Raw genomic sequence first — 16699 nt, forward strand, 5'->3', positions numbered from 1 at the left:
AAAGAAAGGGGGAAGTTTGTTGGCAAATTATGCTGATTTGTATAAAAGTAAACTAACAACACCTGAAAAAGCAGTCAGCGTAGTAAAATCCGGAGATTGGGTGGATTATAATTCGTTCAACGGTCGCCCCGTTATATTAGACAGAGCACTAGCCCAAAGAAAAGATGAATTAGTTGATGTAAAAATACGGTCAACATGCACCCTTTTTGGGTTGCCGGAAGTTGTTAAGGTCGATCCTGAAGCAGAACACTTCACTTACAATAACTGGCATTTCGGTGGTCTTGATCGTAAGTTAGCAGACCAAGGAGTTTGTTGGTATGCACCGGTACTTTACCGAGAAGTTATCAAGTATTATCAGCAAAACGTACATGTTGATGTTGCAATGCTGCAAGTCTGTCCAATGGATGAAAATGGTTTCTTTAACGTTGGAATACAGGTATCCCATGCCCGAGCTATTGTTGATAAAGCAAAAATCATTATCCTTGAAGTAAACAAAAACATGCCCCGAGCTCTAGGTGGCTATAACGAGGTCATCCATATTTCAGAAGTAGATTATGTGGTAGAAGGGGAAAACCCCCCTCTGCCACAAATTCCTGCAGCCGCTGCCACTGATGCCGACCGGAAAATAGCACAATATGTTTTGGAAGAAATTGAAGATGGATCTTGCATTCAGTTAGGTATTGGCGCAATGCCTAATGTAGTAGGAAAATTGTTAGCTGAATCAGATTTAAAAGATCTAGGTTGTCACACCGAGATGCTTGTTGATGCTTATGTAGATATGTATGAATCTGGTGTGTTAACTGGGAAAAAGAAAAATATTGACCAGCATAAAATGGTTTATACCTTTGCACTGGGAACGCAAAAGTTATATAATTTTATTAATAACAATCCACTATGTGCCGCATATCCAGTAAATTACACCAATGCAATTAATACAATTAAACAAAATGACAAAGTAATGTCCATCAACAATGCTGTGGAAATAGACTTATTTAGTCAGGTAAATTCGGAAACCTCCGGCATGCGTCAGATCAGTGGAACAGGCGGCCAAGTGGATTTTATTACTGGAGCTTATGAATCCAGGGGTGGCAAAAGTTTCATCTGTTTGACATCAACCTATAAAGACAAAAGTGGTAAGAGTTTTTCCAGAATCAGACCTATTTTAGGACCTGGAACTGTAGTAACTGCCACTAGAACTGCTGTTGAATATGTTATTACAGAATACGGAAAGGCTGTTTTAAAAGGCAAGTCTACCTGGGAACGTGCCGAAGCCCTTATTTCTATCTCCCATCCAGATTTTAGGGATGATTTGATTAAGTCAGCACAGGATATGGGTATCTGGCGGAGAAGCAATAGAAAATAGCTTTTAGCCACCAGCCGTCGGCATATAAATTTTCTATATAACACAGCCAAGGGAGAGCCTCAAACTTTTAAGTAGCAAGCGGCTCTCCCTTTTTATAATTCAAATTTATAGATATAACGTTAGCGCAAGGGTATTAAAAACCCCAAGTCATGGCTCATGGCTTAGGGAATTAAATATAACATAAAAAGTTGTTCCACTGGCACTGGTATCAATATTGATAACAGCATTATGTCGAGCAGCAATGCTATAGCAAATACTTAAACCCAACCCAGTCCCATTGTTTTTAGTTGTAAAAAAAGGAGTACCCAATTTATTCATTATCTCGGGGTTGATACCCTCTCCTTCATCCTGTACCGTAAGTACGACCATACTATCTTTCATATAGGTTCTTATGGTAAGGCAACAACCACTGGGCATAGCCTCTAGGCCATTGCGACAAAGATTTAAAATTACTTGTCGTATCTCCTTACTGTTTAGCAGTAGATCCGGAATTTCATTGATTTCCACCTGTAAATATTTACCTTGTCCAATTGCGTCTGCTTGTATTAACGGTTCAAGGGATTTTACAATTAAATTTAAATTTTGTTTTTCTAGATTAGAAGGCTTATTCCTACCTATAGAAAGAAACTCGTTAATAATGGAATTGGCTCTATCGAGCTCTTGAATCATCAAATCAAAGTAGTCCTTATATAAAGAACAATGCTCTTTTCCTTGCAACATCTGTAGGAATCCCCGCACAGTGGTCATGGGGTTTCTTACCTCATGACTGATTCCAGCAGCCATCTCCCCAATCAAATTTAGCCGATCTAACCGAACCATCTGTTCTTCCAAGATTTTTTTCTCTGTTATATCTTGGACAAAGGCAATAATAAGTTCAATACTTGCATTATTATCCCGTGCTGAAAATAGATTTAGGTGTCCCCACATAAATTTACCGTTTTTTCGTTTATAACGCTTTTGCATCTCATAATAATTAATTTTTCCATTTAATAAATCATCAAAATATCCCTCTGTATCGGTAAATTCAGTAAATACCATTTTGTTTAACTCATCGTCAGTATAGCCAAGCATCTTTTGGAAGGCTGGATTGCTTTCGATAATCTTTCCCTCCGCATCTAACAAGACTATACCAATTAGGGATTTTTCAAAAAAGGTGCGGAATCGCCAATCACTTTTACGTAGTTCTTCCTCAGTTTTACGATGTTGTTCTATCTCCCTTTGCAGTCGTTGATTAGCAAGTACTAGTTCTTTAGTTCGTTGCTGTACCATAATCTCCAGTTGTTCCCGATGCTTATACAGATTTACAAAGCCTGCAATCTTATATCTTAGGGTCTCAGGATCTATAGGTTTAAAGATATAATCAATGGCCCCCAAGGCATAGCCCTCAATAATTTCCTCTGTATTTTGGTGGTTGGCAGTAATAAAAATAATGGGTGTTTGACGGGATTTTCCTCTGGATCGAATAATCCTTGCAGTTTCATAACCATCTATTCCTGGCATCCGCACATCTAGCAAAATTACAGCAAAGTCTTCCTTGAGAACTTGTCTTAGAGCCTCCTCGCCGGAGCTTGCTGTGACTAATCGGTACATGGGAGAATCCAAGATACCCTCCAGTGCCAGCAGATTTTCCATCCGATCATCCACCATCAATATTTTTATCACACGTTCCATTGTTTTATATCCCCCCCTAGCGAATCTTTTGGTAAATTCTTTGTTCACCATTTAATTCTTGATATTGGTCTGCAAAATCGCTGAACTGGATACTCTCTTTTTTTCCAAGAACCAAATAACCAGAAGAACTCAGGCTATCACAAAATAATTGTTGCACCCGGTTCTGTAATCTTTTATTAAAATAGATAAGGACATTTCTACAGATAATTACATGGAATTCATTAAAGGAACCATCGGTCACCAGATTATGTTGGGCAAAAACAAGATTCTTTTTGAGAAAATTAGCAAAGACAACACAATCATCATAAGATGTATAGTATTTGGAAAAGGCTTGTCTTCCTCCAGCAAGTATGTAGTTACCTGTATAGGTTTTCATTTTTTCCAGTGGAAAGGCACCTAACGTCGCTTTTTTCAACGCATCTTCGTTCATGTCTGTGGCATAAAGGATACTTTTTTCATATAAACCTTCCTCATGCAGTAGAATGGCCAATGAATAAACTTCTTCTCCTGTAGAGCAACCTGCATGCCAGATACGTATAAAGGGGTATTCCCTAAGACAAGGGATCACTTTTTCTCTAAAAACCTTAAAAAAGTCTGGGTTCCTGAACATTTCTGTAACCTGAATAGAAAAATCTGAAAGTAGCCTCTGTAGATAATCAGGATGATGAAGAACTTTTTCCTGCAGTGCAGAGATGGTTGTCAATCTCTCTGCATGAACCCGATGCCAAATTCGACGGCGAATAGAAGAAAAAACATAATCCCTAAAATCATAACCGTAAAGCTTGTTTATTCCTTCTAACAAAAGCTGGATTTCAATTTGTTCCAGTTGATTGATGTCATTTTCCCGCTCTTCCTTTGTTTTAAATATGTTATTCCACCTTCCTATAGAGCCACACTCGCATTAAAGAAAGTAGTTGATTAGTATCCAGTGGCTTACTGATGTAATCGGATGCACCGGCTTGCAAACATTTATTCCGATCATCTTTCATGGCCTTAGCTGTTAAAGCTATTATAGGTAGTTCCTCGTATTCGTGCATTTGCCTGATGGAGTGCATTGCCTCAAAACCATCCATCTCTGGCATCATGATATCCATTAGCACTAGGTCGATGTTTTGATTATTCAGTAGTACTTCTTGCGCTTCCCGCCCATTTAACGCAAAAAGAACATCAATACCCTGATCTTCCAGGGCAGCCGTAATCGCAAAAACATTCCGCATATCATCATCCACCACAAGTACTTTATGTCCCTTTAAGGGTTTATCTCCTAAGGAGTAACTCTGACCTTGGCTAGCATTGTCGCCACTCGGTTCTATCCTTTTGCTGAGTTCAGAACCATTTTTGACAATAACTTCAAAGCCTGCGGCCACTTCACTCTTAGCTGGTTCAAAATTGTGGATTACATGACCATATGTTGGTAAATAAATTGTAAAGGTACTTCCTTTTCCTATATCACTTTGCAGTTCAATATTACCCCCTAATAGACTGATAAGTTCACGACAAATGGACAAACCCAAACCTGTTCCACCAAATTTACGACTAGTTGTGCCATCTCCCTGTTGAAATGGCTGAAAAATAAGACCTTGCTTATCCCTTTCAATGCCAATTCCGGTATCTAAGACAGAGAAGACTAGTACTGATTCGCTTATCCCTTTGACATGGAGATGTACAAAACCCTTCTCAGTAAATTTAAAGGCATTGGATAACAGATTTTTTAAGATCTGCATTAACTTATGTCCATCAGTAAAAAAGGTTTTTGGTAGATTATTCTCCATCTGAATTGCAAACTCCAGGCTTTTCTGTAAAGCCACTGGCTGAAACTGCCTACTTAGGTTATTAATAAATTCATCAATGGATATCATCTCTGGTTTAATGTTTATTTTGCCCGCCTCTATCCTTGCTAGATCAAGAATATCATTAATTAAAATTAGTAGATCATTTCCTGCTGACAGGATTGTTTCACCATATTCAATTTGTTTTGGAGTAAGATTACCTTCCTTGTTCTCCACCAATAGGCCAGCTAGTATTAAAAGGCTATTTAATGGCGTTCTTAATTCGTGGGACATATTGGATAAAAACTCAGATTTATACTGCGAACTTAGGGCCAATTGATGGGCTTGTTCTTCCACTGCAGCCTTAGCTTTTTGTAATTCAAGGGCTTTTTGCTCTGAGACTTTATATTGATTTTCAAGTTTTTCGTTAAAGGTTTTCAATTCTTCTTGTTGCATTTGCAGTTCCTCAGACTGAGTTTGCATTTCTTCTGCTAAGGCCTGAGATTCTGCCAGCAGTTGTTGAACTTGCATATAATGGGTAACGCGATTTAATGCAATGCTAATATTCCAGCGAACCTGTTCCAGTAATTCCTGTTGCAGGGTGCTAAATCCTGTGAAGGAGGCAAGTTCCATAACGGCAATAACCTTATTTTCAAATTCCACTGGCACTAAGTTAATATACTTGGCAGGTGCTGTACCAAGTCCAGAGGTTACTTTAATGTATTGATCAGGAATATCATTAAGAAAAATTGTCTTATTCTCCAGAAAACACTGCCCCACCAGACCTTCCCCGGCACCAAAACTAGATGTTCCGATCTCCTGACCATCACTGGCATAGGATGCCATTTTTACAAGTCTTTGTTCTCTACCCTCACCTACAGAGACATAAAATACACCATAACTTGCACCCACCATTGGTGGTATTCGTGAAATCACTAACTGTGCAAAATCTTTGATTTCCTGGACTCCCTGAAATAAAGCACTTATTTCTCCGGACTTTGATTTCAGCCAATGCTGTTCTTGGATGGCAAGCTTTGTTTCTTTTTCTTGGCGAGCGTGTTTTTCTAGGGCTTCCACCATAGCATTAAAAACTTCGGAGATCTCTCCTATTTCATCCCGAGAAACAATATCAAGACGGGGTAAAGATGTTTTATCCTCATGAGTAGAAACACGCCTCATAGCTGTTGTGACTTGACGAAGATTGCCTATTATGTTCCATACCAACCACATAACAATGCCGCCACACAGAATCATACTTGCTAATACCAATAAAGCGAAGAATACAACAACGTTATGATAAACTTCATTAGACTGAGCCATAGCAAGCTCCATCTGTTCTTGCTGAAATGTGTTTATTTCTTCCAACAGTTGAACTAGTCTTAAACGTGTCTGTACAGAAGCATCTTGATAAAGGATACTTTTAGCCTCATCTCCTCTGCCCGATTGGATCGATTCATAAATTCTCTTTTCAATTATGAGGTAATCATCGAATATAGTTTTAACATCGGCAACTAAATTTTTTGATCCATCAGTTTGAACCAATTCTTCTAAGGTTGAGATGGTGGCCAATATCTCTGTGTTAGCTGCTTCCAACCTGTGATACGGATCTTGATCTGTATTTTGATTATTTCCTTCTAATATCAAATCCCTTAAATAACGACTGGCATTATTAATTTCAAACTGCATGTTCGATACAAGCTTCACCTTTTGAAAACGAAGTTTTACAATTTCTTCAATGGTATTGTTTAATTTATTCATCTCGTATATGGCAGTACCTGAAATCAAAATTAATATTGCAAAAAGACCACCCAACCCTAAAAAAAGTTTTGTTCTTAGACCCATACCCATATTTCCCTTCTTACTTTATTATTCTATTGTTTTTTAGCATGTTTCTAATAATTGTAAATATTTCCTACATTATTCTTTGCGAAATCTGCAAAACCTTCTTTTAATTCAAACTTTTGTCAAAACTGGGACTATTAAGTTTTTAAATTACTCTAGGATATAAACAAAAAAGCCTGCTTTCAATGCAGGCTGAAATCCTTAAATATTAGGATACTAAAAATTCATATTTACTGTTGTGGATAAATTTCCTTAAAACGCCCTTAGCATAACGAGCGTTGGCATCTTTGTTAAGGTAGTTTTTTATCTTATTAAAGGTCCAGTTACGAATAGTCTCATCCTTTATTTCCTGTTCGATAGTAATAAATGCCTCTAAAAAAAACATGCACCAAATTCGATCCAACGATGTTTCTTTATCTCTTTTTATGGTTACATTATTTATGATTATTAGTCTTTGATCTAATAAAAAACCTAGGCTTTTTAAAAGATCATTAATTTTTTTAATAATCTCGGATCTTATTTCTTGATCTAAAATACATTCGTTTACTGCTACAAAGATTATTTTGACAAGGTAGGAAAGTGACCGGCTTTTTGCCAGTGCGCGGGGAAACCAAATAAAAAAATAATGAAACAAAAGAATTCCTGGTAGGAAGAAACCTGTGACCAAAACTAAATTTTTGTAAAGATTGGTCTCCTCAAACATTTGGGCTATTCCATAGATAGTTAGAATACTTAAAAACATCATCATCCAATATTTGGCCTTAATAGAATCACCCTCTCCCTTTATTACGTTGTTACTATCATTAATTTTCACTATTTCGCTTAAACCTATTGTAAATCATTTACCACACAATGCCAACCTTAACAATTATATTTTTTATATTTGACCTTATTAATGTGTAAAAATGGGTTTCCCCAGCGGGAGAAACCCATTTTTAAGTCATAAACTAATTTTGATAAAGCTTACTACGCAGATTTTTTATTTCTTCGTTTGTTAAATATTCATCATAGGTCATCTGTCGATCTATGAGACCCTTAGGAGTTATTTCTATTATACGATTGGCAATGGTCTGGATAAATTGGTGGTCTTGGGAAACAAATAAAATAGTTCCATCGAACTTAATAAGTCCATTATTTAGGGCTGTGATGGATTCTAAATCTAAGTGATTGGTTGGTTCATCTAGGATCAATACATTGGCTCCACTAAGCATCATTCTGGACAGCATGCAACGGACCTTCTCTCCCCCCGAAAGCACTTGGGCACTCTTTTGGGTTTCTTCCCCTGAAAAAAGCATTCTGCCCAAGAAACCACGCACATAGGATTCCTCTTGGTCTCTGGAATACTGGCGCAGCCAATCTACCAGATTTAAATCCACATTAAAGAATTCAGCATTATCCTTTGGAAAATAGGCCCGAGATGTGGACACTCCCCACCTATAACTGTTTTCATCATTGGCGGCAAGCTCACCCATTAATACCTTAAACAAAGTGGTTTTCACTAGACTATCAGGACCCACAAAGGCAATCTTATCCCCTTTGTTAACGGTAAAACTAATATTTTTGATTACTTGTTCTCCATCAACATTAACACTTAAGTTTTCCACATCTAATAATTGTTTTCCAGCTTCTCGATCAGGCTTAAATTCAATAAAAGGATATTTACGGGAAGAGGGTTTAATATCTTCCAGTGTCAATTTCTCCAACTGCCTTTTCCGGGAAGTTGCCTGCTTAGCCTTAGATGCATTGGAACTAAATCTTTCAATAAACCGCTGCAGATCCTTAATTTTTTCTTCTTTTTTCTTATTGGATTCTTTGGCTAACTGCAAGGCCAGTTGACTGGATTCTAACCAAAAATCATAATTACCCACATACAATTGAATGTTACTAAAATCTATATCTGCAATATGGGTACAAACTTTATTTAAAAAATGACGGTCGTGTGAAACCACAATTACGGTGTTATTAAAATTGTATAAGAAATCTTCCAGCCAGGTTATGGCCTCTACATCCAAGTGGTTGGTGGGCTCGTCCAGTAATAAGATATCCGGATTGCCAAATAAAGCACGGGCTAATAAAACTTTTACTTTCTCTACCCCATCTAATTCTTTCATTTTTTTGCTATGAAGCTCTTCATGGATGCCTAGGCCATTAAGTAAGCGAGCTGCCTCCGATTCTGCCTCCCAGCCATTGAGTTCAGCAAATTCACATTCCAACTCAGAAGCCCTAATACCATCAGCTTCAGAAAAATCAGCCTTTGCATAGAGTGCTTCTTTTTCTTCCATGATGGCATAAAGTCTGTCATGACCCATCATTACAATTTTTAAAACTTCAAAACTATCATATTCAAAATGATCCTGTTTCAAAACTGCCAAACGTTCACCAGGTGTAATGCTAACTTCTCCAGCACTTGGTTCAATTTCACCAGCTAATATTTTTAAAAAAGTTGATTTTCCCGCTCCATTGGCTCCTATGAGCCCATAACAGTTTCCTGGTGTGAATTTTATATGAACATCCTCAAATAAGGCGCGCTTACCAAACCGAAGTGCTAATCCATTTGTACTAAGCATTTTATCACATACCATCTTTCTATATATAATCTAGTTCAATTAGTAAAGCTTAGGCGACTTGGTATGTCGGAAAGTTAATGCTTTTAACATACCAAGACTTTATTATATCACATTTATGAACTAGAAGGACATAAATATCAGAGTAATACTGCTAAAAGGCAGAAAGGTGCTGAGATAAGTTTTCAGCACCTTTGAAATAATCAAATACAAACCCTTTCTATCCTCAATCAGCTTCTATCAGCTAATTTTTTCTGTTTATTTTTTGTTATGCCAGCTACTAGTACCCCAATGGTTATTATTACAATTAAGGCATATTGTAAGTTCGTGTTTGCTGCAAAGTAATCCTTTATTAAAGGCTCATCTATAATCATTTTTCCAGCAGTGATTGCAATTACACCTGCCCCTAAATAAATAATTACCGGGAACCTTTCAATCCACTTTATAACAATTGTGCTTCCCCAAACCACAATGGGAATGCTAATTAGAAGGCCCAATATAACTAATAAAAAGCTGCCATGGGCGGTACCTGCCACAGCTAACACATTATCAAGCCCCATCACTGCATCAGCAATAATAATAGTTCGAATGGCCTCCCAGCTGCTTTGGCCAGCATCTACATCATGGGATTTTTCCTCCACTAATAATTTGTAGGCAATCCAGATTAGTAGTAAACCACCAACCAATAATAATCCAGGTATCTTTAGAAGCCAAACAACAACTAGCGTGGCCAAGGCACGAATACCAATGGCCCCTACTGTTCCCCATACAATAACCTTCCTTTGTTGATCCACGGGCAGGTTTCTTGCCGCAAGTCCAATAACTATGGCATTATCTCCAGCTAATACTAAGTCAATTAGAACAATAGCTAATAATGCAGAAAAAAACTCTGCAGAAAAAAGCTCCATCCTTTGCACCCTCCCTCTCCTTATAATCTTTTATTGTTTCCCTAAATCCAAAAAACTTGAGGGAGAATTTATTTTTGATATGGATTAGGAAACAACTTAGTAGATACTTACTGCCCTAAGTGGATTACTGAAAATTTTACATTGGAAAAGACTTTTTTGGTTATCTTTGCTCAGACACGTTGTAAAACACAAGTTATCTTTTTGTTTTACTGTATTAGAATTATTAAAGGGAAATTAAATAATATATAGAATTTTTTAAATATTGGTAAAGTATGAAAGGATGATTTTTATTAACGAGATTCCCTTTTATTTTGTAATCATATTTGGATTTATTGAATTCTTTGCTTTATCTTTTTTCATTTTGGAAATGTCAAACATTAACTATCCTATTTATTCTTTACTTCAAATAACTACTTTGCGTTTATTTCTAACATTAATCATAAGAAAAACCTTCATCGAGAACATATTTATTATAACGTTATCAAGTGTTTTATTTGGTATTCTAATCACATGGGTTATTTTGAGAAAATTCAATTTAAATATTGTTGTATTTTCATTTTTGAGTATGCTAATAACTTATTCAGTTGAAATGATATCAGGAGCTTTTGTTCAAAAATATTTACAGAGCATAGGCGGTTACATTAATTGGTGGTTAACAGGAATACCACATATACTTCTGTTATTTTTAATACCTATTATTAAGAAAGGCCAATTAATATGCAAGAAGAAAGAGAAAGATATTTCAGAAATGCAATAATTATTATTAGCATGTTCGAGCTGTTTATCATTACTCTGTTTTCAATTCAAATTTATTTAAATGTACATGGAATTAATATGATTTATGATACGAAGATCGTAAATATAGTTATTTCAGCAAATTGTTTAATTTATAGTCTGTTAATTTTTATGCCCACAACTTTTTATTTTATATTACAAATCAATAAAATAAATGATATGGAAAAAAAGTTATGTCTTGATCCTATGACCGGTTTGTATAATAAAAGCTATTTGTTGAGAGCAACCTTATTTGAGGTTGAACGTTATAAGAGATTTAATCAAACATTTTCTATAATATTCATTGATTTAGATAACTTTAAAAAAATAAATGATACAATGGGTCATAAAATCGGCGATCTTATATTAATTAAAGTAGCAAAATGCATAAAAAAGAACGTACGAACCATAGATATTCCCGTCAGATACGGGGGCGATGAATTCGTAATATTAATGCCTCAAACTACATATGAGGGAGCAAAGGCTTTATTAGACAGACTTAAGCAAAATATATCCCTTGTTGATACCACAAGTAAAATAAAAGTTAGTATCAGTGGAGGTATTTCAGTATTTCCCAATGACAGTAAAGACTTTGAACAATTACTGAACCTTGCAGATGAAAGAATGTATAAAAATAAGAGACTTGCCAAAACAAAATAAAAATAATAATTGTCACCCTGCTACAATCATAGAAATTAAACAGCCTCAGTTCGATAGAAATCAGAACTAAGGCTGTTTAAATATTTTACTTTATTGAAATGTCTATATTGACGAGGTACATTTCATTAAACTACTTTGTTCATTGTGCATACAATAAACTTTTTATGATCTGGGCCCAATGTAAATTGGGCAGTTTACTTTTTTGGCTAAGGAATTAAGATTAAACCTAAGGCCAGCAGCGGCAGCCGGAGCAGTTGCATGGGGATTTGGCAAAACCAAAAAGGCTGTTTCCTTTTCAACGGTCAGTTCAGTAATGACCTTTTCTGTTTTACCGATCTTTATCTCGGTCTCCACCTGGCCACCTTTTTCTTTGACCTTTTCTGCAACCTCAGCTAGTACTTCATTGGAGTGTTTATGAAGGCCATCTTCAAACCAGTGAAAAAATCTCATACGAGTTGAGGAAGTGTTAATCCATTCATCCCCTAATAAATTTTTCCACCCTTCATCCAAAATGAATACTGCCCTTAAAGGTAGCTTCAAAGCCAGAGACATTTCGGTTGCCATTTGACCGGCTGCATCTGCTGAAGGTGAACCATCTGTTATAAATAGAATTTGACCGTTCATTTGGAAACCCTCTTTCTATGATCTTATAGTATTATAACTATTAACATTACCAGAGCCGCACCAATAATAGCAGCTAAGTCCTCAGATTTTTCATTACTAAATAGAGACAATTGACGTTCGTCTTTTTTCTCAGACATATATTTACCTCCCTTATATTACCCTTCGTTAGGAACTGTAATTAAAAGAGCAGGAGAACAACAACTAAGGAAAGTGCAGCCTTCATGAAACCAGCAACAGAACCTATAACCAGCGGAGTTCCTCCAGCTTTTCTCATTTCCGCAAAGGATATTTGCAAACCTAAGCCAGTAAGACCAATAGAGAAGAACCAGCTATATATTTCACGGAAGGCCACCAGATCAGGAGAAGCAGGCTCAGTGGGACCAAAGGCACCAAAGGAAGTTAAAGCAACAGTGGCGATAAAACCAAGTACGAATAAGGGAAACTTGCTAAAGAAGGTTTTCTTAGCAGTAGCAGCTGAATCTACAGTTTTGTCATCAGACATACGAGCATACAGAATTGTGATCAGCAAAACTACCAAAGGCAGGAATACAACACGGGTTAAGTTGTAGATTTCACCTACTTTTAAGCTAACAGAAGGAACTTCAGGGGTACCTGGATCAAAGGCAAGGGCTGCTGCTAATACTTGTCCAGAGTTTAGGATACCTGTACCAGCCCACATACCGAATTGCTCAGGAGTCAGTCCCAATAGATGCCCTAAGATAGGGAAGGTAAATAAACAAACGATACCGAAAGATAGAATAGTGGCAATGGAGTAGGCAATATCTTCACCTCTAGCTTTAACAGCCGGAGCAACTGCAACGATGGCAGATACACCACATACACCGGCACCAGCAGCAAGACAAGCGGAGGAACCGGGATGCATCTTGTATTTTTTACCCAACCACATGGTGAAAATAATTGTACCAAACATAAAGGTAGCAATTAAAAAGATAGAAGTTGAACCCAACTTTGCTAATTCAGCTAAGCTGTAAAGAGAACCTAACAGAATTACCCCCATTTTGATAAATACACGGGATGTTTTTACACCCATCTGGGCCCAGGAGGGAATCCCGATGGTGTTTCGAATTACCATACCGATGATAATAACAATGATAACGTGATTGATTTTTAATACCTTGCCTAGGAAATTGGAGTTGGCTTTGATCCAGCCTTCGATACCGCTCCACTCTCCACCGAAGGATTTTGTGCCCATTGCTAGCAAAGCAATGAAAAACATAAATAAAATTCCTGGTAATGCTTTAATCCATTTGCTAGTTGTGCCTTCGCTCACAAAAATACCTCCCCTTTTTGTTTAACTGAATGGTTTGGAATTTCTCTTGCACCCGGGTTTACAAGAAGGATTGTTAGGTATTTTAAATACCAACTAATTAAACTTTAATTTTTCTGAGCTCAAGTATATTTATATCATTGGCAAGACAATATATTTGTCGTATAACTGACAAAAAAATTAGACTCAGTGTGACATTATTTTTTGTCACACTGAGTCTAATTTAGGTTGTTCATGTTTTCACTTTCTTTTGTAAGTTTTTTCACCACCGTTAAGACGATGTTGTACCGACAACTTGATCATTATGTATCACTTGTTGACACATTTGTGTCAGTGCTTAGAATTCTAAATATCTCCGCGTGTATATTCCGGCATCTCAGAACCACCTATTCCGGAAAGTGTGAGCCACCTCCGGTGTAAATGAGCCACAGTTCCGTTATGAGAGCCATCTTTAATAAATACCACTAATCGAATACTCCAAATATCTTACGAGTAAGGCAAAGCCCTTCTACCCTTTTGGGCAGTGGAGCTTTGCTTTTTGTATTTCGTTAGTCTAATTCTACCCTATGGATGTTTTTTAGAAGATGGCCACTGCTTTTTTTAATATTCGCGTTCTTCTTTAACAAGCTCTAATTCTAGATTTAACGGCGAATTTTTTCCTCTTCTGGGGTACCTAGTTTACGGTTGCCCTGACTAGGAAAACTGTTTGAACCTGATTCTTCAAGCTCTTTTCGCCAACGTCTTAACAAGTTATCACTTATGCCCAGGTCTCTTGCAATTTCAGCAGCTTTCTTTCCACTAGTTATTAATAAATCAACAGCTTCTCGTTTAAATTCTTCATTATATACACGCCTGTTTTCCCCCAGTAACACAACACCCCCGATTATTACTATACACTCTTAACTCTTTGTACATCAAACCGGGGGAACTGCAATATTTGCTTTAGATGGTTTAGACACGATATTGAAATCAGAAGATGAATTCTTAATGTTACCACCAATAGCAGGAGGTTAACAATGCCTATAAGCGTGGTACAGTATCAAGTTTAAGTGATTATTAATCCTAATTAAGGACAACTGTTAGTGTCGCAGTTGTCTTTAATTCACTTTACAATATTCACACAGAATTCACACAGAACATGGATTATAGGTTATCTCTCTGGCGCGACATTGTCACGGTTCTTTTGCGTCAAAGGTCCATTGATAATAGGTCCAACTGTGTGAAGTACATATTTGCATGGTAGGGTGTATGCTTTTGTGATTTTTGCTTGTCCTGTTGGTTCATCAAATCCTTGTTGCTCCATCAGCTCGTGACATTCCTGACGCAACTGTAAGCCCGCCGCCGAATGGATGGCATTGTCGATGCAGCCGTGGCAAGGCGCAAAACAACCAAGCATCGCACTATTTGCGGCATTGACAATAGCATCTACTTTAAGCCTGGTAATGTCACCTTGCCACAATACAATGCGAGGGTTTTCCGTGGTTTGTAGTGCATTTATATCTACTACGCCCTTTTCCTCGCGCTCTTGTGAGAGCAACGTGTCCTGCAAAACAAGGAAATCCTCACTAATAGGCATTGGCGGTCTTACGTTCATCAGACTACGAAGCAATCGCCGCTCTGAATTAAGGTCTCGTGAAAAGGCTTTAGCTTGTTCTTTGTATTGAGGAAGCTCTTTTAAGAGCAGCTCATTTAATCGTCTAATTAATTCTCTCCGTTGCACGGAAACACATCACTTTCCTTAGAATAGTAATGACTGCTGCCAATCCGCATCGCTTTCCTGTACAGCATCATGGACAATATCATCTTTGCCGAGTCGCCCGATCAATAGCGGTGATTTCGGATCATGCAATTTTAGGTTGCGTTTTACAGTTTCCTGATTGTCGTTTGCATAGCAGTATTTACAGCCATGCGGACAGGTGTTATAGGCACCGATATCTCTGTTGGGAATACAGCCGCAGTTAGAACGACTTGGTTTCCTGCGAAGTTTTTTTAGTTTCATGCCAATGACTTTTTCAATAACAGCCTGTGTGATGCAGCCAGAAGGTTTAATGCCATATTGACGCAGAGCGGCGGCCTCGGCGCAGGTCTTGACTGAAATATTGTAAAGGTTACCAAGATGGGAAAAGCTCTTGACAAGCCGGATTTGTTCCTCAATGTTTACTCCCCGAATACCGGTGAAGTTACGCTTTGTTTTCTCGTACAAATCAATAAAGCTAATCACACACTCATCCACATAGCCGGAAAGTGCTTTGGCCATCTTGCCGAATGCTTCTATGTGATACTCCACTGTATAGTGTTTATCAATGAAGATAGGGTCATAGCGCCAGCATACCCGATGATTGCCAAGCCCTTTGGACAAGAATTTGACATCGTGGATGACCTGCTCCACAGGAGGCACATTTGGTTCGATGTCCCGTCCGTAAGGTGTGATCGTTACAAACCAATAACTGGCAAAGGAATCAAGCTCATGAATCCGTGACAGGATGGGACGTGGGTTCTTCGTACAGAAGATTAGGCAATCCACAACATCCGGTGTCAATTTATATCGTGTGACTTGTTCTTGGTAATAGGGGTTGCGCACATAGACAAAACCTTCTTTAATGCGGTTTAAAAACCAAGTGCTAAAAAACGCCGGAATATCCGTCCGCGCACCGGTATTAATAATCATAACGACTTGACCACCTTCGTCATATCCTCTGTGAAAGAGATGGTTTTATATATGTTTTCTTTTGCCCCCTGGGGATGATGGGTGTTCACACGGATCAGGGTAGCATTGGGGTTCAAATAAGTCATCCTTTCAAAAGGATAACGGATGATACTTGGTGTATTGAAGCCTACACCAAGTTCTAGATAAACAATCCGTTTTCCGAAAGCCTCTTCAACAAATTCAGTGTAGCGTTCATTGGCGACATCCCAGGCTTCATCCTCTACAAAATATTTGTCTTTGCGGAGATTAACATCCATCGGGCCTCCGCATATAGGGCAGAGGGGAACGAGCTCCGCAGGGATTTTGCAGTTTACTGTTTGCGCCAGCATATCCTTTACAAGGCTTTCGTTGTAGTAGAGCTTGTTGTGACAGCCTTTGGAACATTGAAAAAAACCGTAGTCACCCTGTACAGCAAAAACCTTTTCGGCAGGAAAACCAGCCTTATAGAACTGATGCTCCACTTTCTTTTGGCTATACTTCCGAACTGTGATACGCATTTTGGAAATATCAATAAAATCCATAAGTGCAC

General features: G+C 37.8%; 14 protein-coding genes. 2 read left to right on the forward strand and 12 right to left on the reverse strand.

Features of this window, described 5'->3' with window-relative positions:
* Positions 1-19 precede the first annotated feature (19 nt).
* Positions 20-1363 (forward strand): acetyl-CoA hydrolase/transferase family protein, encoded by a 1344-nt coding sequence (locus tag ACYQ03_RS13945; RefSeq protein WP_459910524.1) that lies wholly within the window; start codon positions 20-22, stop codon positions 1361-1363.
* 147 nt (positions 1364-1510) lie between these two features.
* On the opposite strand, the gene ACYQ03_RS13950 is transcribed toward ACYQ03_RS13945, so the two are convergent.
* The 6 genes from ACYQ03_RS13950 to ACYQ03_RS13975 form a co-directional block, all read right to left on the reverse strand.
* Positions 1511-3034, reverse strand: a complete 1524-nt coding sequence (locus ACYQ03_RS13950; protein WP_459910525.1) for a response regulator — start codon at positions 3032-3034, stop codon at positions 1511-1513.
* 16 nt (positions 3035-3050) lie between these two features.
* Complete coding sequence (locus ACYQ03_RS13955; RefSeq protein WP_459910526.1) at positions 3051-3836, reverse strand: CheR family methyltransferase; 786 nt, start codon at positions 3834-3836, stop codon at positions 3051-3053.
* Positions 3837-3903: 67 nt separating this feature from the next.
* Positions 3904-6645: a response regulator gene (locus tag ACYQ03_RS13960; protein ID WP_459910527.1), complete on the reverse strand. Its 2742-nt coding sequence runs from the start codon at positions 6643-6645 to the stop codon at positions 3904-3906.
* Positions 6646-6853: 208 nt separating this feature from the next.
* Entirely contained in the window at positions 6854-7459 is a 606-nt protein-coding gene (locus tag ACYQ03_RS13965; RefSeq protein WP_459910528.1) for a hypothetical protein, read from the reverse strand.
* Positions 7460-7592: 133 nt separating this feature from the next.
* A complete protein-coding gene (locus ACYQ03_RS13970) occupies positions 7593-9212 on the reverse strand; it encodes an ABC-F family ATP-binding cassette domain-containing protein (protein ID WP_459910529.1) in 1620 nt (539 codons plus the stop codon).
* 227 nt (positions 9213-9439) lie between these two features.
* Positions 9440-10117, reverse strand: coding sequence for a TerC family protein (locus ACYQ03_RS13975; RefSeq protein WP_459910530.1), 678 nt, complete (start codon positions 10115-10117; stop codon positions 9440-9442).
* 717 nt (positions 10118-10834) lie between these two features.
* Here ACYQ03_RS13975 and ACYQ03_RS13980 point away from each other — a divergent pair.
* A complete protein-coding gene (locus ACYQ03_RS13980) occupies positions 10835-11551 on the forward strand; it encodes a GGDEF domain-containing protein (RefSeq protein WP_459910531.1) in 717 nt (238 codons plus the stop codon).
* 162 nt (positions 11552-11713) lie between these two features.
* Here the strand turns inward: ACYQ03_RS13980 and ACYQ03_RS13985 are convergent, their stop codons facing one another.
* The 6 genes from ACYQ03_RS13985 to ACYQ03_RS14010 form a co-directional block, all read right to left on the reverse strand.
* Entirely contained in the window at positions 11714-12175 is a 462-nt protein-coding gene (locus ACYQ03_RS13985) for a universal stress protein (RefSeq protein WP_459910532.1), read from the reverse strand.
* Between the two features lie 178 nt (positions 12176-12353).
* Positions 12354-13466, reverse strand: a complete 1113-nt coding sequence (locus tag ACYQ03_RS13990) for a YeiH family protein (protein ID WP_459910533.1) — start codon at positions 13464-13466, stop codon at positions 12354-12356.
* Between the two features lie 638 nt (positions 13467-14104).
* The gene (locus tag ACYQ03_RS13995; RefSeq protein WP_459910534.1) at positions 14105-14335 is read right to left on the reverse strand and encodes a transposase; all 231 of its coding nucleotides are present in this window, start codon (positions 14333-14335) and stop codon (positions 14105-14107) included.
* Positions 14336-14613: 278 nt separating this feature from the next.
* Complete coding sequence (locus tag ACYQ03_RS14000; RefSeq protein WP_459910535.1) at positions 14614-15183, reverse strand: macro domain-containing protein; 570 nt, start codon at positions 15181-15183, stop codon at positions 14614-14616.
* Positions 15184-15201: 18 nt separating this feature from the next.
* Positions 15202-16131, reverse strand: a complete 930-nt coding sequence (locus tag ACYQ03_RS14005) for a DUF1848 domain-containing protein (RefSeq protein WP_459910536.1) — start codon at positions 16129-16131, stop codon at positions 15202-15204.
* The gene (locus ACYQ03_RS14010; protein ID WP_459910537.1) at positions 16128-16691 is read right to left on the reverse strand and encodes an SIR2 family NAD-dependent protein deacylase; all 564 of its coding nucleotides are present in this window, start codon (positions 16689-16691) and stop codon (positions 16128-16130) included. The genes ACYQ03_RS14005 and ACYQ03_RS14010 overlap by 4 nt, the downstream gene beginning before the upstream one ends.
* Positions 16692-16699: the final 8 nt, after the last annotated feature.

This window comes from Desulfotomaculum defluvii (genome assembly GCF_054657375.1).